The organism is Fusobacterium perfoetens ATCC 29250, from assembly GCF_000622245.1.
Taxonomy (GTDB): Bacteria; Fusobacteriota; Fusobacteriia; order Fusobacteriales; family Fusobacteriaceae; genus Fusobacterium_B; species Fusobacterium_B perfoetens.
Window position 1 is genome coordinate 26,415 of sequence record NZ_JHXW01000009.1, and the last position, 19,182, is coordinate 45,596.

Sequence of the window (19,182 nt, forward strand, 5' to 3'; positions counted from 1 at the left end):
AAAATATCTTTATCTATTTTTTAATTCTAAAGAAATTTTTGGATTTTCTTCATTTTCTTTATATAAAATTATAGTTTTCCCTATTATTCCTACTACCTCACAACCTGTTTTTTCTTGGATTTCTTCTGCTATTTCTCTTTTATCAGCTTCTACATTTTGTAATAATTTAACTTTTATTAATTCTCTAGAGGCAATAGCTTCTAATATACTTTGGCCTACATTATCTGTATAACCATCTTTTCCTATTCTCACTATTGGCTCTAATTCATGTGCTTTTTTTCTTAAAAATTCTCTTTCTCTACTATTCATTTACTTTTCTCCTATCTTTAATTTTTTATATTTCTAAAATAATTGGTAATATTACTGGGTTTCTCTTTGTTTTACTATAAACATATTTTGAAACTGCTTCTTTTGTTATATTTTTTATAGGTTGCCAATCTAAGAAACCTTCTTTTTCTACTTTTTTAATTTTTGCATTGATATGCTCTATAATATCATTTATTAATTCATCTGATTCTTTTGAATATGTAAATCCTCTTGTTATAATTTCTGGACCTGATACAATTTTTCTATTTTCTTTATCAAATGTAAATCCTACTATTATAACTCCATCTTGGGATAATTGTTGTCTATCTCTTAAAACTGTTTGTCCTATATCTCCTACACCTAAACCATCTATAAAGGTAGCTCCTGCACTTACTTTTCCTTTTAATTTTATTCCACTTTTTGTAACTTCTATTTTATTACCATTAAGTGCCAATAAAATGTTATTTTTAGGAATTCCTACTTTTAAAGCTGTATCAATGTGAGCTTTTAACATTTTATACTCTCCATGGATTGGTACAAAGTTTTTAGGTTTTATCAAACTAAATATTAATTCTTGTTCTAGTTTTGAACCATGACCTGAAACATGAATTCCAGCAACTTTTTTAAATATTACTTCTGCTTCATATTTTAATAGATTGTTAATATTTTTTGACACTGCTTTTTCATTTCCAGGTATTGGAGTAGCTGATATTATAACAGTATCTCCCTCTTTAACTCTAGTATGTTTATGGATATTAGAAGCTATTCTTGAAAGAGATGCCATTGGCTCCCCTTGAGTTCCTGTACATAGTATTACAACTTTATTATCTTTTTGTTCATCAACCTCTGATAATGAAATTAAAGTATCTTTTTTTATTTTTAAATATCCCATTTTAGAAGCTATCTCAAAAACTTTTATTAAACTTCTACCATCAACAGCTATTTTTCTTCCATAAGCTTCTGAAATCTCTATAATTTGTTGTAAACGATGTATGTGTGAAGCGAAAGCTGCTATTATTATTCTACCTTTAGCCTTAGCAAACTCGATTTGGAAAGCTTCTCCTACTGTTTTTTCTGATGGAGTAAACCCTTCAGATTCGGCATTTGTAGAATCAGATAACAATAAATCTACTCCTTTTTCTCCTAGTTGTGCTAATCTTGCTAAATCAGTTCCTTGTCCATCTACAGGGGTAAAGTCTATTTTAAAGTCTCCTGTTAGTAATACATTTCCAGCTGGAGTGACCACATGTATAGCATAAGAATCAGCAATAGAGTGAGTTATTCTTATAAATTCTACATTAAAATATTTTCCTATTTTAACTTTAGACCTATTTCTTACCTCTCTCATTTTAGGCATATCTTTTATTTTTAAGTTTTCAAACTTTGATTCAATTAAAGCCAAAGTTAATTTTCCTGAAAAAATAGAAACATCAGTATCTATTTTTTGATATAAATAAGGAATTGCTCCTATATGGTCTTCGTGTCCATGAGTTACAAACAGTCCTTTTATTTTACCTTTATTATTTTCTACATAAGAAAAATCAGGAATAACTGCATCTATCCCCAATAATCCCTCTCCTGGAAACCCTAGTCCACAATCTACTATTATTATTTCATCTCTATATTGAACTAAAGTCATGTTTTTTCCAACTTCATCTAATCCACCTAAAGGGATAACATACATTTTCTCCTCTTTTATCTCTTTAGGCTCCTCTATTATTTCTATTTTTTTTTCTTCTTTTTTTTCAAAAGAATTCACCTTTTTCTTTTTAAATATCATTTTTCTTCCTCTTTCATTAATTAATCTCCCACTGATATAATTATTTTATTTTTTAACTTTTTATCCTCTTTTAAATTTTCTATTCCTAATTTTTTAGAAATTTTAAAAGCAACAAAGTAATCTTCTGGATTATAAAAAATTTGACTTCCTTTTTCTGAAACCTTAGTATCTATTGATTTTATTCCTAAATATCCAGATTTTTCTAAGGTTCTCTTATAAATATCCTTTTCTTTATTTTTTCCTTTTAATTCTATATCATATATTTTATCAGTTTCTTTTCCTAGTACCATAATTACATTAGCTAAAGTAGGTATTGTAGCATCTTCTTTTAATTTAAAATATTTTTCATCAACAGTCATCACTATATCTTCTACTTGTTTTCTATTTAAATCATTAATTATAATATAACTTTCATTTATATTAGTTTCATAGTTAGCTGCATTACATTTTATTCCTAAAACTTTCTTTAATTTTTCACCAGTTCTTCTAGCATATCCAGCTTTACCATTAGCATTAAGAATATCAACAACTATCTTTGAATTTTCAATAGTTGCTTTTTCTTCTATATTATAAAAATCTTCAAATAAATTTTCTATACTAGAGGTTAATATATATCTTTTATCATCTACCATTACTTCTGGAACTTTTTTAGAATTTTGTACTTTTAAATCTATATTTCCAACTTTTGCTACTTTATAATCCTCTATTTTTTCTGGAAAAATATAATTTATATTGTTTAAAATCTCAGTATAATTTTTTACTTTTATTAAATCTTCTATTGTTTTTTCTTTATCTAATTGTATGTCAAAAGGTATTTCTATAGCTAATTTATCTTCATAAACTAAAAATATATTCTGTTTACCTACTAACATATATCTACTGTAATTTTCCTTATTTGTATTATCACGTAAAGCAACAAATATTAAAGAACAAACAAAAATTGTAAATACTATTAATCCACTTAAAACATACTTTATTCTTGTTAATCTTTTTTTATAATTCACCTATCAACATCCCCTTTTCTATAGAGATTATTTCTATATTAATTTCATCATTTACTTGTAATTTAATTCCAGTTTTATTTTTTATCTTTACTCTTAAATAATTTTGACTGTATCCATAATAACTATTTTCTTTTTCTTCTTCTATTAATACTTGGACTTTCTTACCAATATATTTTTCTCTAATAATTCTATTTATTTCTTTTTGAGCATTTTCTAAATCAATTACTCTCATTTTTCTTTGATGGATATCTACTTTTCCATCTAATTTAACTGCCTGTGTATTTTCTCTTTCTGAATATGGAAAAACATGTAAATCAGAAAATTTAATTTCTTCTATTACCTTTTTAGTATTTTCATATCTTTCCTTAGTTTCTCCAGGAAAACCAACTATAACATCTGCTGTATACTCTATCTCTGGAATATTATCTCTCAATTTTTTTAGTCTTTCTTTTATAAGAGATGTTCCATAATTTCTTCTCATAAGTCTTAAAATCTCATCATCACAAGATTGTAAAGATATATGTAAATGAGGCATTATTTTTTTATTTTTCATTACCTCTATAAACCTATCACTTATTCTATCTGGATATATAGAACCTATCCTTATTCTAGTAATTCCTTCAATTTTTACAATTTCTTCTAATAATTCTTCAAAAGTTCTTGGCATATCTAAGTCTTTTCCATAATCACCTATATTAATACCAATAAGAATTATCTCTTTATATCCCTCTAAAGATAATTTTCTTGCTTCCTCTAGGATATTTTGGAAATCTCTAGACCTACTTCTCCCTCTTCCAAAAGGTATTTTACAATAGGAACAAAAGTTATTGCAACCATCTTGTATTTTTATATAAGCTCTTGACATCTCTCTTAAAGTAGAAAACTCTAACTCTTTATATTTTTTCTCCATAAAGATATCAGAAATCATTAAATGATTTTTTACCTCGTTTTTTTCTAATTCTTTTACAAGATTTACTATTTCCTCTTTATTACTGTTTCCTACTACATAATCTACTTCATCTATATTTAATAACTCTTCCCCATTAGTTTGAGCATAGCACCCTGTTACTATAACTTTACTTTTGGGATTGTTTTTCTTTGCTCTTCTCAGTATATTTCTTGTTTTTTTATCAGCTATTGATGTAACAGTACAAGAATTTACTATATAATAATCTGAATATTCTTCAAATTCTACATTTTCATACCCTAGATTCATAAGTTTTGTTTTTAAACTCTCAGTTTCATACTGATTAACTTTACAACCTAAAGTATAAAAAGCTACTTTTTTATTTAAACTCATTGATTAGTATTCCTCCTACTACAATACTTGCAGTCTCCGCTCTCAAAATATTTCTACCTAAAGTTACTATATTTGTCTTTTCAATGCTCTTTAAAAACTCAATTTCTTCTGTATCAAATCCACCTTCTGGCCCAATAATATATAAAATCTTCTTAGGATTTGTCGTTAAATTTTTAAAAAGTGTTTTTAATTTTTTATCTTCTTCACATTCATATGGAACTATGATTAAATCATATTTTGAAAAATCTATATCTTTTAATTTAGTTAAATTTTCTATTTTTAAAAATTTAGTTCTTTGACATTGTTTAACAGCTTCTCTTGAAATTACATCCCATTTATCTTTTTTCTCATTTAATTTTACTATTGTTCTTTTAGTTTCTAATGGTATTATTTTATCTACACCTACTTCTGTAAGTTTTTGGATAGTTAATTCCATCTTATCATTTTTTATTACTGAAATTCCTGCTGTAATTTCAACCCCGTCTTCTTGAGCTACTTTTTTTTCTGTTATTTCTAAAAAAATCTCTTTTTTTTCTATAGTTTGAACTCTGCAAATATATTCATTTTCGCCATCTACAGCTCTTATAATATCATCTTCTTTAATTCTAAAAGAATTTTTCAAATGATTAATATCATTTTTGTCTCTAACTTCTATTATATTTCCTGATATATCTTTTTTTTCTACAACTACTGTTATCATCTTTTATCCTCAAATTAAATTATATCTTTATTTTTAACTAAATCTTCTAAAGTAGTGGATTTTAGAATATCTTTCATAGCACTATCTAATCTATTCCAAATACAAGTCCCATTACACCCATCATTTGAACACTCTTTAGTTTCTTTTACATTTTCATTACAATTAATTATTCTATCATCATCATCTAAAATTTTATATATTCTATAAAGAGTGATTTCATTTGGATTAATTAATAATTTATACCCACCATTTGGTCCTCTTTTTCCTTCAATTATATTTTCATTTTTTAATTTGTTTAGTATTTGTTCTAAATATTGTATAGAAATATCCTCTTTTTCAGATATCTCTTTTATTCTTACCATCTTTCCTTTTAAACTTTCTTCTACTATATACACTAAAGCTTTTAATCCATACCTAACTTTTGTGTTTATTTTCATTTTCTTACTCCTTATCTTTAAAATACTCTCTACATTTCTCTGTAACAACTCTTCCTCTAGGAGTTCTTTTAATATATCCTTTTTTTACTAAATAAGGCTCATAAACTTCTTCTATTGTTCTTCTATCCTCTCCCAATAAAAGTGAAAGAGTTTCTATTCCTACAGGTCCACCATTATAATTTTCTAACATAGAGTTTATAATTCCTCTATCTAAATCATCTAATCCCTCTTTATCTATTCCTAATAACTCTAAAGAATCTAAAACTATTTTTTTAGTGATTATTCCATTTCCTTTTATTTCAGCATAATCTCTTATTCTTTTTAAAAATCTATTAGCTATTCTAGGCGTTCCTCTGCTTCTTCTAGCTATTTCTAAAGCTCCCTCTTTACTGATTTCTACCTCTAAAACTTTTGCTCCTCTTATTAAAATTTCTACTAATTCTTCATCTGTATAATACTCCATTCTATGAGTTACTCCAAATCTATCTCTTAATGGAGAACTTAAAAGCCCAGCTCTTGTTGTAGCTCCTATTAATGTAAAAGGTGGTAACTCTATTCTTATAGATTTAGCTGAAGGACCTTTACCTATAATAATATCTAACTCCCCATCTTCCATAGCTGGATATAAAATTTCCTCTACAGATGTATTAAGTCTATGTATCTCATCAATAAATAATATATCATTTTCTTCTAAAGACGTTAAAATAGCAGCTAAATCCCCTGCTTTATCCAATACTGGTCCTGAAGTTATTCTTAAATTTGTTCCCATCTCATTAGCTATCACTCCAGCCAAAGTAGTTTTTCCTAATCCAGGAGGACCATACAATAATATATGATCTATACAAGAATTTCTTCTTTTAGCTGCTTCTATAAAAATCTTCATTTTTTCTTTTAATAATGATTGCCCAATATATTCATCAAAACGTTTTGGTCTAAGAGTTTTTTGTATTTCTTTTTCATTTTCCAACTCTTTTTCCGTAACAAATCTTTCCATTGTTCTCCTCTAAACATTCCTTATCTATTTTATAAACTATTATATCATTTATAATAGTTTTTTAAAAGTTTTTTTATAATATAATATATATTTATTTAAGATTACTCTTTATATTTTCTAAATAGAATTGTATTCTTTTTAAATATATAGTATAATATACAAAATAAAGATTTAAAAGGAGGATAAATAATGATAAAAAAAGTTTGGGGTATGTATTTCACTGGTACTGAAACTACAAAAAAAGTAGTCAATCATATAGGAAAAAATCTAGCAAATAAATTAAATGTTGAATTTGAGGAATATGATTTTAGTTTACCTTCTGTAAGAAAAGTAGAAAAATCTTTTACAACTGAAGATTTAGTTGTATTTGGAGTTCCTGTTATTGCTGGAAGAGTTCCTAACTTATTATTAAAATATTTAGATACTTTAAAAGGAAATGGAGCTCTTGCTGTTCCTGTAGTTTTATATGGAAATAGAAATTTTGATGATGCTTTAATAGAATTAAGAAATATCTTAAATGATAAAGGATTAAAACCAATTGCTGGAGGAGCTTTCATTGGAGAGCATTCATTCTCTACTATATTAGGAGCTGGAAGACCAGATGAAAAAGATATGGATATAGCTACATCTTTTGCTACAAGTATCTTTGAAAAAATTACTAGTAAAGATTTTGACCCTGATAAATTAGTAGAAGTAAAAGGAGAAACTCCTATTCGTTTCTATTATCAACCTAGAGATTCTAAAGGAAATCCAATAGATATTAGAAAAGTTAAACCAAAAACAAATAAAGACCTTTGTACAAAATGTGGAACTTGTGTAGCTATATGTCCAATGGGTTCTATTAATCCAGAAGATCCTAGTGATGTTTTTGGAATTTGTATGAAATGTTGTGCTTGTGTAAAAAGATGTCCTAATGGGGCTAAATATTATGATGATGCTAATTACTTATATCATCAACACGAATTAGAAGATCAATATGCTTCTACTAGAAAAGAACCTGAACTTTTCTTATAAAATTAAATAAACTATAATAAATAAAGGGTATTACAATTATGTAATACCCTTTGTATTTTTAGTTATTATTCTCCTGCTGTTCCATATTTTTCTAATAATTCTTTTGTTTCATTTCTTTCTAAATCAATTTCATATGATTTTATAGAAATTTTTATTCTTTGTTTTTCTTTATCTATTTCAATAATTTTTCCTTTTACAATATCTCCAACTTTAAATTTATCTCTTACATTTTTTATAAAATCTTTAGAAAGTAATTGTGTTGGAATAAATCCATCTACTCCCTCTTCTAAGTTTACAAATACTCCAAAATCTTGAATATTTTTGATTGGTTTTTCTACAACATCTCCAACTTTATAATTTCTTAAAGCTTTTTCCCAAGGACTTTCTTCTAAAGCTTTAATACTTCCTTTAATTTTTTTCTCATTAATATCTAATTCTGTTACTTGTAATTCAACTACTTCATCTTTTTTGAATTTTTTATTTCCTATCCAACAGAAATCAGCTTGATGAACAAAAATATCTACTCCCTCTTCTACTTCTATAAATATTCCATAAGGTTTAACTTCTGTTACTTTTCCAGAAACTTTATTTCCTACAGCATATTTAGTTTCAGCATTAGTCCATGGGTCCTCAGATAATTGTTTAATTCCTAATTTTAATTTTCTTGATTCTGGTTTAAATTCAAGAACTTTTACTTTTATAGTATCTCCTACTTTAACAAATTCATTGATAGATACTTTTTTCTTATTCCATGTTAAATCAGAAATATGAATTAATCCTTCAACCCCATCTAATATTTCAACAAGAACTCCATATGGTAATATCTTTGTTACTTTTGCATCTACTACATCTTCTACTTTATAAGTTTCTCCAGCTATATCCCAAGGATTTCTAGTTAAAGATTTTATTGAAAGTTTGATATTTTTCTTATCTTCTTCTAATTCAATAACTTTTACTGTTATTTTATCTCCAACATTATATCCTTCAATTTTTTCAGATTTTTTCCATGAAAGCTCAGAAATATGAATAAATCCTCTTAATTTTCCAATAGCTACTACTATTCCGAAAGGTAATATTTCAGTTACTACACCTTCTACTGTATCCCCTACAGAAATCTTTTCAAATTCTTCTTTTTTCTCTGCCATAACAACATCTTTTCTAGATACAGTTACTTTTTTACCTTTTTTATCTTCTTTGATTTCTTTTACCATAAATTCTAATTCTTTTCCTATTATTTCATTAGAATTTTTAGTTTCTGATAAAGATTTAGGTAAGAATGCTTGATGAGAATATATTTCTACAATATATCCACCTTTTATTTCTTTTAATACTTTTCCTACTATTTTTTCTTCATTAGTTGATGCTGCTTTGATTTTTTCCCATCCAAGTTCCATTTCTATTCTTCTTCTAGAACCTATTAAATACTCTCCTTCTGGAGTTTCTCCAACTAGCATAACCTCTATTTCATCACCAACATTATAGTCTGTTAATTCTTCAGTTCTAACTCTTACTGTAGTTGCTTCTCCAGGAACATCTAGAAAGCAAAAGTTTCTCTCTTTACTTTCAATACGTCCAACTACTTTTTTTCCATTCCCTCCTTCAGATGGTAGGTAATTTTCTAGTAGTTCTTCAAATTCATTATAATCCATGTTTGTCATCCAAGTTCCCCCTTATATATTTTTCTATCTCTATTATTATTTTTTCTGGTGTTGATGCTCCTGCCGTAATTCCAACCATAGAAATACCTTTAAACCAATTTAAATCTAATTGACTTTTATCTTCTATAAGATGACTATTCTCATTAATATTTTTAGATAATTCCAAAAGTTTTTTACTATTTGAACTAGTTTTATCTCCAACTACTAAAACTAATTCAACTTCAGAAGCAAGTTTTTCTACTGCTCTTTGTCTTTCATATGTAGCTCCACAAATTTTACTATAGATTTCTATATTTTTAAAATTCACCACAATATAATCTTTTATTTTAAAAAATATTTCTTTATTAAATGTAGTTTGTGTCAATAATGTATATGAAACTTTTTCATCAATCTTAAAATTAATAAATTCTTCATAGGAAGCAAATATCTTTATATTTTTACCAAAAGATATTATCCCCTTTACTTCTGGGTGGAACTTATCTCCAATAAAAAGTATTTCATTTCCTTTTTCTTCAGCTTCTATAAGAGCTTTCCTTATTTTTTCAACAAAAATACAAGTCGCATCATATAATTTACAATTACTTTTTTTTAAAATATTATAAATTTCTTTCGTTGTTCCATGGGCTCTTATTACAACTAAATCTTTTGGACTAAGGTTTATCTTTCCATTTAATAAGTCTTCTTCTAATAATATTTTAAACCCTTTTAAGACTAATTCATTTACAACATTTTTGTTATGAACTAACATCCCTAATATGTATATATTCTCAAATAAAGAATTATTTTTTTTGATAATTTTTTCACAAAGATTCACAGCTCCAGATACTCCAAAGCAAAATCCCATTTTTTCAGCTCTTTTTATTATCATAAAAATTATTCTTCTCCAAATTGCTCTACTTCTATAAGATTTCTTAAAGCTTCTAACATCTCATTTTCATCACTACCATTAGCTGTAAGTGTAAGTATTGAACCTTGTTCTGCTGCTAAAAGCATAAGTCCCATTATACTTTTTCCATTAATTTCTTCATCTTCATATTTTACTTTTATTTCAGAATTAAAATTTCCTGCTGTTTGAACAAAAAGTGAAGAAGGTCTAGCATGAAGTCCAGCTCTATTTTTTATCTCCACAGTAATTGTTTTCATAAACTATTACTCTCCTTTTTATAAATTTATATACTTAAATTTTTTAAACTACATACAAATAAATTATATATTATTTATAGCTATTTTTCAAACTTTTTCTAAAAAATCTTTATTTTATTTTCATAGAAAAATACAAAAAAAAGGATATTTTAACAATATTAATTTTATAACATTCAAATTAAAAAAAAACTTTACATAGAAATAAAATTATGATAAAATTGCTCCCATAAATATTTTTTATAAAATTGTATCTAAATATTATTTTTTTATATTTTAAATATATAGGAGGTTTTTTCATGAAAAATATGTTAGAAGCTTTTGGAAAAAATTACTTTTCTGAATTAGAGCTTAAAAGTAGAGTGCCAAGTTCTATCTTTAAAGAATTCAAAGCTGTCCAAAGAGGAGAAAAAGAATTATCTATTTCTGTGGCTGAAGTTATAGCTAATGCTGTAAAAAACTGGGCTACTGAAAAAGGAGCTACTCACTTTACTCATTGGTTCCAACCTCTTACTGAATTAACTGCTGAAAAGCACGAATCCTTTATCTCTGTATCTTCTGATGGAAATATTTTATCTCAATTTTCAGGAAAAGAACTTATAAAAGGAGAAGCCGATTCCTCATCTTTCCCTAATGGTGGCCTTCGTTCTACTTTTGAAGCAAGAGGCTATACAGCTTGGGATATCTCTTCTCCAATGTTTCTAAGAGGACCTGAAAAAGCTAAAACTTTATTTATACCAACAGCTTTAATAGGTTATCATGGAGAAACTCTTGATAAAAAAGTTCCTCTTTTAAGGTCAATAAATACAGTTACAAAAGAAGCTTTAAGAATTAAAAGAGCTTTAGGTGACTATAAATCTAGTAAGATTGATGTTACTCTTGGTATAGAGCAAGAATATTTCCTTATTGAAAAGTCTTTCCTTGAAAAAAGAGAAGATTTAATGTTTACTGGTAGAACTTTATTTGGTTCACTGCCACCTAAAGGACAAGAGTTAAGTGACCATTATTATGGAGCTTTAAAAGAAAAAGTAGAAGTATTTATGGCTGAGTTAGACGCTGAAATGTGGCAACTTGGAGTTATGGCTAAAACTAAACATAACGAAGTGGCTCCAAATCAGTTTGAATTAGCTGTAATGTATTCTTCAGCCAATGTAGCAGCTGACCAAAATCAACTTTGTATGGATATGATAAAAAGAGTAGCAGATAGACATGGTTTAGCTGCTTTACTACATGAAAAACCTTTTGAAAAAGTAAATGGTTCTGGAAAACATTGTAACTGGTCTTTAAGTACTGATACTGGCGAAAATTTATTAGACCCTGAAAATGTTTCTAAAGGAAATTTAGATTTCTTAGTATTTTTAACAGCTATTATAGAGGGTGTTGATAGATATGGTGAAGTTTTAAGAGTATCTACTGCTACTCCTGGAAATGATCATAGACTTGGAGGTTCTGAAGCTCCTCCAGCTATAATTTCAATATTTATAGGGGAGCCTTTACAAGAATTATTAGAAAATGTTGATAAAATCAATGTTAACAAAACTAAAACAGAATCTATCGAGCTAGGAACATATAACTTCCCAAAAATTCCTAAAGACAGTTCTGATAGAAATAGAACTTCTCCTTTTGCTTTTACTGGAAATAAGTTTGAATATAGAATGCCTGGTTCTAGTGCTTCTCCAGCTACTCCTGTTTTTATGATAAATACTATAGTAGCTGACATTTTAAGAGAATATGCTGATATCTTAGAAAAAATAGAAGATAAATCTACTATAAATGATGAAGTTATCAAACTAGTAAAAGATAGATACAATAAACATAAAAGAATTATTTTTAATGGAAATGGATATGATGATGCTTGGGTTAAGGAAGCTGAGAATAGAGGATTACCAAATTTAAGTTGTACTGTTGAAGCTTTACCTGTTTATAAAAAAGATTCTACTATAGAATTATTTGAAAGAAACGGAGTTTTAAGTAGAGAAGAATTAAATTCTATATTTGTCATCTATACAGAAAGGTATAATAAACAATTAAAAATAGAAACTACTACAGCCATAAGAATGGCTAGAAACGAAATATATCCAGCTATAATGAGATACATGAATAATATTGCTACTTCTATAAGAAATATCCAAGAAGCTTTAGGTAGTGACTATGAACAATGTGTTGCTGGAGATAAAAAACATCTTCTAAAAGTTATAAATGGAAAAGACCATTTAAGAAGTTCTTTAGCTGAATTAGAAAAAGATTTTGCTGAAGCAATAAGTATTAAGGACCAATATGAAAGAGCTAAATATTATAACTCTCATGTTGTTCCAAGACTTAAACATTTAAGAGAATGGGTTGATGTATTAGAACATCTTTGTGAAAAATCTTTATGGCCATTCCCTGTATATGAAGATTTACTATTCAAATTATAATTTAATAAATTTTAGTTAATAAACAAAAATCACTCTTCTATCTAAAAAGATAAAAGAGTGATTTTTTATAATATTGAACACTTATAAAAAATTTTTTTAATAATAAATAATAACATTTTATCTTTTATTTATAAAATTAAAAATTTTTATAATTTCTTATAATTATTAAATAATATTATATTTTCTTTTTTAAAAAAATTATTATATAATAATATATTAAAGGAGGTTATTATGAAATATTTAGGGGAATTTTTTGCACTTATAACAGCTTTAGGCTGGGCTTTAAGTTCATTATTTTTTGAACATGCTTCAAAAAGAACTGATAGTGTTTCAGTTAATGTAATAAGATTAGTTTTTGGAATTGTTTTTTTAGGAAGTTTTACTCTCATAAACAGAGGAATATTTTTACCAACCGATTCTACTGTATATAATTGGAAGTGGTTAGGATTATCTGGCTTTGTAGGTTTATTTTTAGGTGATTTATTTTTGTATGAAGCCTATACTTTAATAGGAGCTAGAATATGTATGCTTTTCATGACTATGACTCCTCTTATAGTAGGAATATTTGGATATCTATTTTTAGGTGAAACTCTAACTTTACTTCAAATTTTGGCTATGATAATTACTTGTAGTGGAGTTTTACTTGTAGTAATCAAACCTAAAAATAAAACTGATGAAAAAAAATTCTCTACTAAAGGAATTTTATTTATATGTATAGCAACAATTTTTGAAGCTACAGGAATAGTTCTTACTAAAATGGGTTCAATGGGATACGACCCTAGTTCCTCTACTCAAATAAGAATGATTTGTGCATTAGGAGTATTTATATTATTCCTTACTTATAAAAAATTATGGAATAGAGTTTTTAAAGCTACAAAAGATAAAAAAGGAATATTATTAATAATGGGTGGAACTATAACAGCTACAGCAGGAATAACATTTTTAGTAGCTGCTCTTAATTTGGGACATGCTGGTATTATCTCTACTATATCTTCTACAAGTCCTATTTTAATAATTCCTATCTCATATTTTATTTTTAAAGAAAAAGTAAAATTAAAAGAGATAATTGGAGCTTGTATTTCTGTACTTGGAATTGTTTTATTTTTCTTATAAAAAATATTTTTTAATTATATAAATAAAAAAAGACTGAAATAAACTGTAAAAGTTTACAACAGTCTTTTTTATTAAAAAGCTAATTATTAATCTTCCCAACAATCAGCATTTTTTATTTCTGGTACATTTTTAGATTTGAATACAGGGTCTACACCTTTATCTCTTTGCTCTTGATAATCTTTAATAACAGCAAAAGCAATTTTTGAAAGGATAGCTATTGTAATTAGATTCATTGTAGCCATAAGTCCCATAAATAAATCTGCTAAGTCCCAAACAATTTGAATATGAGCTACACATCCAAATAATACCATTCCAACTACCATTATTCTATAAATAGTTAACCAACCTTTATTAGCTTTTATAAACTCTATGTTAGTTTCTCCATAGTAATAATTCCCAATTACAGAAGAAAAAGCAAAGAATAATATACAAGCAGCTATAAATATTGAACCCCAAGAACCAACTTGAGAAACTATAGCATCTTGAGTTAATTGAATTCCATTAGAACTTCCAGAAGTATAGTTTCCTGAAATTAAAATTATAAAAGCTGTACAAGAGCAAATTACTATTGTGTCTGTAAAAATTCCCAATGCTTGAACTAAACCTTGTTTTACAGGATGAGATACATCTGAAGTAGCTGCAGCATTAGGGGCACTTCCCATTCCAGCTTCATTAGAGAATAATCCTCTTCTGATTCCTTGCATTATAACAGCTCCAAATAATCCTCCAGCTACTGGTTTAAATCCAAAAGCACTACTAATAATTAAAGAAAAAATAGATGGAATAATTGCTATATTTTTCAATATTATAAATATAGCTACAAAAATATAAGCTACAGCCATAACTGGTACAAGTACTTCTGCCACACGAGCTATTCTTCTAACTCCACCAAAAATTATAACAGCTGTAACCACAGCTAAAACAATTCCAACATGTAATCTTTGAATATTAAAGGCTTTTTCAAAAGCAAATGATATTGTATTAGCTTGAACAGAGTTAAATATCAATCCATAAGTTATAGAAATAAGAATAGAGAATACAACTCCCATCCATCTTTTTCCTAAGGCCTTTTCCATATAATAAGCTGGTCCACCTCTAAAATGTTCTCCATCTTTTACTTTATAAACTTGAGCTAGAGTACATTCTATTAAACTTGAACTAGCTCCTATAAGAGCTATAAGCCACATCCAAAATACAGCCCCTGGTCCTCCAATAACTATAGCTATAGCAACACCAGCTAAGTTTCCTGTTCCTACACAAGAAGCTATTGAAATACAAAAAGCTTGGAATGATGAAATTCCATTCTTTGAACTAGAATTTTTTCCTCCTAAAAGTTTTAACATTTCTCCTATAAGTCTAATTTGAATAAATCCTGTTTTTAGTGAGAAATAGAATCCTAATACTAGAAGTAAAGCAATTAGTAAATATGAATACAACCAAGTATTAACTGTTCCCACAAAATTTGATAAAACTTCCATTTTTCCTCCTTAGTTTTTTAAAATATTGTTAAGTTTAGTTCTTTTGATAGTTCTTCTAATAAAGCAACTCCTGCTACAGAATTTCCTTTTTTATCTAATGATGGTCCAAAAACTCCTATTCCCATTTTACCAGGAACTACTGAAACAATTCCCCCTCCTACTCCACTTTTAGAAGGAATTCCAACTCTTACTGCAAATTCTCCTGAGTTATCATACATTCCACAAGTAACCATCAAAGTTTTTATTATTGTAGCTATTCTTGTACTTATAACTTGTTCTCCTGAACTTAGTTTTCCACTTCTTGCTAAAAATAATCCTATTTTAGCTAAATTTTTGGCAGTTACTTCTATTGAACATTGTTTAAAATATACATCTAAAGCATCTTCTACATTTCCTTCTATAATACCCTGACTTTTTAAGAAATAACCCATAGCTCTATTTTTATTTCCTGTTTCTGATTCTCCACAATAAATCTTATAATTTACATCTAAAGTCTCATCTTCTGTTATTTTTCTAATAAAATCTAATAATCTTTGAAATTTTTCTCTAGCGTCTCTTCCATGAATCATAGAACTTACGGCTATAGCTCCAGCATTTATTAAAGGATTGTATGGTTTTTTTCTACTTGAAGTTTCTAATTTCGTTATAGAATTAAATGGGTCTCCTGTAGGTTCCATTCCCACTTTTGAAAAAACATACTCTTCTCCATTATCTAAAATAGCTAACATTAAACTTAAAATTTTAGATATACTTTGAATAGTGAATTTTACATCATAGTCTCCAGCACCAAATTCCTCTTGATCTATATTATAAATATAAACTCCTAAAGCATCTTTTTTAGCTTTATCTAGTTCTGGAATATAATTAGCTACTTCACCTAATTTTGTTTTTCCTAGATTTTTTTTCACTAAATTCCTTAATAAATCTTCCATTTTTCCTCCAAAATATTTTTTTATGAAACTCTTTTATCATATTTTAAATATATAACCTTCTGACAAATATGTCAATAAAAATTTTAAATTATTGTTATATATTTTTTTTATAATCTAAATATTTCTTTTAGTTATTTTATTTTTTATGTTTTTTTATAGTTTTATCATAAATAAAATATATGCCTTTTTCAAATTTTGTATATAGTTCTTTTAGTTAGCTAATATCCCCATTCTAAATAAAATTTGTGTTATTATAAATATAACTGGAAAACTTATTATAGTTCTTAATATAAAAAATTTTAATGTATCCCAAAAATCAAATCCTATTTTTGAAGCAACCAATATCATTCCTGTTTCACTCAAAAAGATTAATTGAGCAAAAGATAAAGTTCCAATCAAAAATCTTGCCATTTCACTTGGTACACTTTCTATTAATAATGAAGGTAAATACATGTCTGAAAATCCAACTATCATTGATGGAGCCATAACTTCAGCTACTTTTTCTGAGAACCCAAGTAACTTTAATATTGGAACTAATGGCATTGATATTATATTAAAAATAGTCGTATGTTCTGCTATAACAAGTCCTAAAGTTCCCATAAACATTATTACAGGAATAAAAGTAATATAAAGTATCCCAACCTTTTTTATAGAATCTAATAGAATTTTAATTTCATTAGCTTTTTGAGCTGTTTCTGTAGCTTTTTTAACAGCTACAAGAACAGAAGTACTAGCTTCTTCTCCTCTAAAATCTTTTCCTAAATAATATTCATCTTTAAATTTTTTTAAAGGTAATCTTGCTATTATTATTCCAGCAATAACTGTTGAAAAAGCTATTGTAGCATAGAAAATTATAAATCTATCTGATAATCTTAATAAATCTGAAACTACTGCAGCAAATGATATTCCAACTATTGAAAATGATGTAGCTATTATTACAGCTTCTCTTTGAGTATAATATCCCTTTTGATATTGTTCATCTGTTACTACTATTCCTATTGTTCCATCTCCTAAAAATGAAGCTATGGCATCTATTGCAGCATATCCTGGAACTTTAAAAACTTTTCTCATAAATGGAGCTATTAATACTCCAATAAATTCAACAAGACCAAAAGCTGTAAGTAATGGCATTAGTAAAACCCCTACACAAAATGTTACCATTAATGATGGCAATAAATCATTTGCCATCATTCCACCTGTATTCGGGTCTAATATTATACTTGGCCCTACACCATAATGAACCATTAAAAAGAAAATTGCTCCTAATATTCTAGCTGTTCCATTTATAGGCCCACATACAAAAAATTCTTGAAAATATTTATTTTTAAAATCTCTTTTTATAAATCCTAAAATAGTTCCTAATATAGTTACACAAGATACTATAACTACTAACACTCTTATTTCTTCTATATATCCATCTATTATTATAGATTTTATATGTCCCATTAAAATAGATGATTCTTCACCAATTTTAAAAGGTGCTAAAAAGGCTAGTATTCCTAAAATAGAATAAAATAAAAATTTAAAAATTGCCATTTCTCCTCCTAATTATAAAATTATTTTTTAAAGATATCTATATTGACATCTACTGTTATTTCTAATTCTTTTAAAGAAAATAATTTTTCTATTCCCTCTTTAGGACTTCTCCACCTATATGGAGTCATGTTAAATAGACTTTTTATACTTTCATTTTCTTTTATATAAGTTTTATATTTACAATTCTTAGTTTCTATATATTCAAATATTTTTAAATCTCCTATTGGAGAATAAAAATCTTTCTTTACATTTTCATATACTACTTCTTTCATCTCAACTAAATGATTTTCTCCTGTAGATACTATTATTAAATATCCACCTTTTTTTAGACATCTCATCTTCTCTTCTGGAATAATCTTAGCAAACATACATATAATAAAATCTAAACTCTCATCCTCTAAAGGAAGATTTGAAGCACTAGCTACTATCCATTCAATGTCTTTATTTTTCTTTGAAGCCACCAAAATAGCTTCTTTTGATATATCTATACCTATTATTCTATTTTCTATTTTCCTTTCACTTAAAAATTTTTTTAATCTTTCTGTATAATATCCCTCTCCACAACCTATATCCAATATATTAATATTATTTTTTGTTAAAAGTGACATTATCGTTTCATTTACCTTTTTTGATATTCCTTGATAATAACCTTTTTCTAAAAAATTTTTTCTACTAATTACCATATCTTTATCATCACCAGGATTTTTACTATGTTTTTGATTATCTAATAATAAATTTACATATCCTGATTTAGATATATCATAAGTATGATTATTTTTACAAGAATAACTTTTTCCATTTTTTATTAATTTTTCTTTACATTTTGGACAAATTTTGATTTCTTCCATTATTTTTATCCCTCTAAAATCTCTTTTATTTTTTTATTTAATAATTTATATCCTTCTGGACTTAAATGAACTCCATCAGCACTATATTTATTATCTATTATTCCCTCTTCATTTAAAAATAAATTATGTATCATTAATTTTTCTACAAACATTTGATTTCTCAATAAAAAATTTAAGTTTTTTATTTTTTTATTTTTGTCCTTATACATTGTTGGCAATACAGACACTAAAATAATTTTTCTAAATCTTTCCTTTAATATATCTATTATTTTTAATAAATTATTAAAGATTTTTTCAGAAGGAATATCCCCTAATATATCATTAACTCCTATCATTAAAACTACTGTATCGCCTTTTATATCTTTTCTATCTTCAAGAAGCCATAATACATCTCTAGAATAAAATCCCGGAACTCCATAATTTTTTACATTTGGATAATTATTCCAAGCAGTTATACTATCACCTAAAAAAATTACCTCTTCCATATTTTCTCCTTAAGATAAGTTTTATTTTTAGAAATCAATC

General features: G+C 26.6%; 18 protein-coding genes. 3 read left to right on the top strand and 15 right to left on the bottom strand.

The window, feature by feature from the left end:
• Positions 1-9 precede the first annotated feature (9 nt).
• Genes yhbY through ruvB form a run of 7 tightly spaced genes read right to left on the bottom strand, consistent with a single transcriptional unit; the run spans position 10 to position 6,521 of the window.
• Entirely contained in the window at positions 10-309 is a 300-nt protein-coding gene (gene yhbY, locus T364_RS0103915) for a ribosome assembly RNA-binding protein YhbY (protein ID WP_027128424.1), read from the bottom strand.
• A gap of 25 nt (positions 310-334) precedes the next feature.
• Positions 335-2,086, bottom strand: coding sequence for a ribonuclease J (locus T364_RS0103920; protein ID WP_035945335.1), 1,752 nt, complete (start codon positions 2,084-2,086; stop codon positions 335-337).
• A gap of 20 nt (positions 2,087-2,106) precedes the next feature.
• Positions 2,107-3,090 (bottom strand): LytR C-terminal domain-containing protein, encoded by a 984-nt coding sequence (locus T364_RS0103925; protein WP_051532637.1) that lies wholly within the window; start codon positions 3,088-3,090, stop codon positions 2,107-2,109.
• Positions 3,080-4,390, bottom strand: coding sequence for a tRNA (N(6)-L-threonylcarbamoyladenosine(37)-C(2))-methylthiotransferase MtaB (mtaB, locus tag T364_RS0103930; RefSeq protein WP_027128427.1), 1,311 nt, complete (start codon positions 4,388-4,390; stop codon positions 3,080-3,082). The genes T364_RS0103925 and mtaB overlap by 11 nt, the downstream gene beginning before the upstream one ends.
• A complete protein-coding gene (locus T364_RS0103935) occupies positions 4,377-5,090 on the bottom strand; it encodes an RsmE family RNA methyltransferase (protein ID WP_027128428.1) in 714 nt (237 codons plus the stop codon). The genes mtaB and T364_RS0103935 overlap by 14 nt, the downstream gene beginning before the upstream one ends.
• 14 nt (positions 5,091-5,104) lie before the next feature.
• On the bottom strand, positions 5,105-5,527 hold the full coding sequence (locus T364_RS0103940; protein ID WP_027128429.1) for an RrF2 family transcriptional regulator: 423 nt from the start codon (positions 5,525-5,527) through the stop codon (positions 5,105-5,107).
• A 4-nt stretch (positions 5,528-5,531) separates the two neighbouring features.
• Positions 5,532-6,521, bottom strand: a complete 990-nt coding sequence (gene ruvB / locus T364_RS0103945; RefSeq protein ID WP_027128430.1) for a Holliday junction branch migration DNA helicase RuvB — start codon at positions 6,519-6,521, stop codon at positions 5,532-5,534.
• 189 nt (positions 6,522-6,710) lie between these two features.
• Between ruvB and T364_RS0103950 the strand changes: the two genes are divergently transcribed.
• Positions 6,711-7,535, top strand: a complete 825-nt coding sequence (locus tag T364_RS0103950) for an EFR1 family ferrodoxin (RefSeq protein ID WP_245596601.1) — start codon at positions 6,711-6,713, stop codon at positions 7,533-7,535.
• A gap of 65 nt (positions 7,536-7,600) precedes the next feature.
• On the opposite strand, the gene T364_RS0103955 is transcribed toward T364_RS0103950, so the two are convergent.
• The 3 genes from T364_RS0103955 to T364_RS0103965 are packed head-to-tail and all read right to left on the bottom strand — an operon-like array spanning position 7,601 to position 10,336.
• On the bottom strand, positions 7,601-9,193 hold the full coding sequence (locus tag T364_RS0103955; RefSeq protein ID WP_027128432.1) for a S1 RNA-binding domain-containing protein: 1,593 nt from the start codon (positions 9,191-9,193) through the stop codon (positions 7,601-7,603).
• On the bottom strand, positions 9,174-10,061 hold the full coding sequence (gene ispH / locus T364_RS0103960; RefSeq protein ID WP_027128433.1) for a 4-hydroxy-3-methylbut-2-enyl diphosphate reductase: 888 nt from the start codon (positions 10,059-10,061) through the stop codon (positions 9,174-9,176). The genes T364_RS0103955 and ispH overlap by 20 nt, the downstream gene beginning before the upstream one ends.
• 5 nt (positions 10,062-10,066) lie before the next feature.
• Positions 10,067-10,336, bottom strand: coding sequence for an HPr family phosphocarrier protein (locus tag T364_RS0103965; protein WP_027128434.1), 270 nt, complete (start codon positions 10,334-10,336; stop codon positions 10,067-10,069).
• A 296-nt stretch (positions 10,337-10,632) separates the two neighbouring features.
• Here T364_RS0103965 and T364_RS0103970 point away from each other — a divergent pair, with 296 nt between their 5' ends.
• Positions 10,633-12,750 carry a glutamine synthetase III family protein gene (locus T364_RS0103970; protein WP_027128435.1) on the top strand — a complete coding sequence of 706 codons (2,118 nt, stop codon included), beginning with the start codon at positions 10,633-10,635 and terminating at the stop codon, positions 12,748-12,750.
• Positions 12,751-12,981: 231 nt separating this feature from the next.
• Positions 12,982-13,863, top strand: a complete 882-nt coding sequence (locus T364_RS0103975) for a DMT family transporter (protein WP_027128436.1) — start codon at positions 12,982-12,984, stop codon at positions 13,861-13,863.
• Positions 13,864-13,949: 86 nt separating this feature from the next.
• Here T364_RS0103975 and T364_RS0103980 read toward each other — a convergent pair whose 3' ends face one another.
• From T364_RS0103980 to T364_RS10455, 5 genes are all read right to left on the bottom strand, one after another.
• Positions 13,950-15,341, bottom strand: a complete 1,392-nt coding sequence (locus T364_RS0103980) for an alanine/glycine:cation symporter family protein (RefSeq protein WP_027128437.1) — start codon at positions 15,339-15,341, stop codon at positions 13,950-13,952.
• 17 nt (positions 15,342-15,358) lie between these two features.
• Positions 15,359-16,273 (bottom strand): glutaminase A, encoded by a 915-nt coding sequence (gene glsA / locus T364_RS0103985; RefSeq protein WP_027128438.1) that lies wholly within the window; start codon positions 16,271-16,273, stop codon positions 15,359-15,361.
• A gap of 210 nt (positions 16,274-16,483) precedes the next feature.
• Positions 16,484-17,809 (bottom strand): YjiH family protein, encoded by a 1,326-nt coding sequence (locus T364_RS0103990; RefSeq protein WP_027128439.1) that lies wholly within the window; start codon positions 17,807-17,809, stop codon positions 16,484-16,486.
• A gap of 20 nt (positions 17,810-17,829) precedes the next feature.
• Positions 17,830-18,657 carry a methyltransferase domain-containing protein gene (locus T364_RS0103995; RefSeq protein ID WP_027128440.1) on the bottom strand — a complete coding sequence of 276 codons (828 nt, stop codon included), beginning with the start codon at positions 18,655-18,657 and terminating at the stop codon, positions 17,830-17,832.
• Between the two features lie 5 nt (positions 18,658-18,662).
• Positions 18,663-19,142 (bottom strand): GDSL-type esterase/lipase family protein, encoded by a 480-nt coding sequence (locus T364_RS10455; protein ID WP_051532638.1) that lies wholly within the window; start codon positions 19,140-19,142, stop codon positions 18,663-18,665.
• Between the last annotated feature and the right edge of the window lie 40 nt (positions 19,143-19,182).

Excerpts from the sequence above, each read along its gene's own strand:
- yhbY (WP_027128424.1), bottom strand. The coding sequence starts at position 309 with ATGAATAGTAGAGAAAGAGAATTTTTAAGAAAAAAAGCACATGAATTA.
- T364_RS0103920 (WP_035945335.1), bottom strand. The coding sequence starts at position 2,086 with ATGATATTTAAAAAGAAAAAGGTGAATTCTTTTGAAAAAAAAGAAGAA.
- mtaB (WP_027128427.1), bottom strand. The coding sequence starts at position 4,390 with ATGAGTTTAAATAAAAAAGTAGCTTTTTATACTTTAGGTTGTAAAGTT.
- T364_RS0103935 (WP_027128428.1), bottom strand. The coding sequence starts at position 5,090 with ATGATAACAGTAGTTGTAGAAAAAAAAGATATATCAGGAAATATAATA.
- T364_RS0103940 (WP_027128429.1), bottom strand. The coding sequence starts at position 5,527 with ATGAAAATAAACACAAAAGTTAGGTATGGATTAAAAGCTTTAGTGTAT.
- ruvB (WP_027128430.1), bottom strand. The coding sequence starts at position 6,521 with ATGGAAAGATTTGTTACGGAAAAAGAGTTGGAAAATGAAAAAGAAATA.
- T364_RS0103950 (WP_245596601.1), top strand. The coding sequence starts at position 6,711 with ATGATAAAAAAAGTTTGGGGTATGTATTTCACTGGTACTGAAACTACA.
- T364_RS0103955 (WP_027128432.1), bottom strand. The coding sequence starts at position 9,193 with ATGACAAACATGGATTATAATGAATTTGAAGAACTACTAGAAAATTAC.
- ispH (WP_027128433.1), bottom strand. The coding sequence starts at position 10,061 with ATGATAATAAAAAGAGCTGAAAAAATGGGATTTTGCTTTGGAGTATCT.
- T364_RS0103965 (WP_027128434.1), bottom strand. The coding sequence starts at position 10,336 with ATGAAAACAATTACTGTGGAGATAAAAAATAGAGCTGGACTTCATGCT.
- T364_RS0103970 (WP_027128435.1), top strand. The coding sequence starts at position 10,633 with ATGAAAAATATGTTAGAAGCTTTTGGAAAAAATTACTTTTCTGAATTA.
- T364_RS0103975 (WP_027128436.1), top strand. The coding sequence starts at position 12,982 with ATGAAATATTTAGGGGAATTTTTTGCACTTATAACAGCTTTAGGCTGG.
- T364_RS0103980 (WP_027128437.1), bottom strand. The coding sequence starts at position 15,341 with ATGGAAGTTTTATCAAATTTTGTGGGAACAGTTAATACTTGGTTGTAT.
- glsA (WP_027128438.1), bottom strand. The coding sequence starts at position 16,273 with ATGGAAGATTTATTAAGGAATTTAGTGAAAAAAAATCTAGGAAAAACA.
- T364_RS0103990 (WP_027128439.1), bottom strand. The coding sequence starts at position 17,809 with ATGGCAATTTTTAAATTTTTATTTTATTCTATTTTAGGAATACTAGCC.
- T364_RS0103995 (WP_027128440.1), bottom strand. The coding sequence starts at position 18,657 with ATGGAAGAAATCAAAATTTGTCCAAAATGTAAAGAAAAATTAATAAAA.
- T364_RS10455 (WP_051532638.1), bottom strand. The coding sequence starts at position 19,142 with ATGGAAGAGGTAATTTTTTTAGGTGATAGTATAACTGCTTGGAATAAT.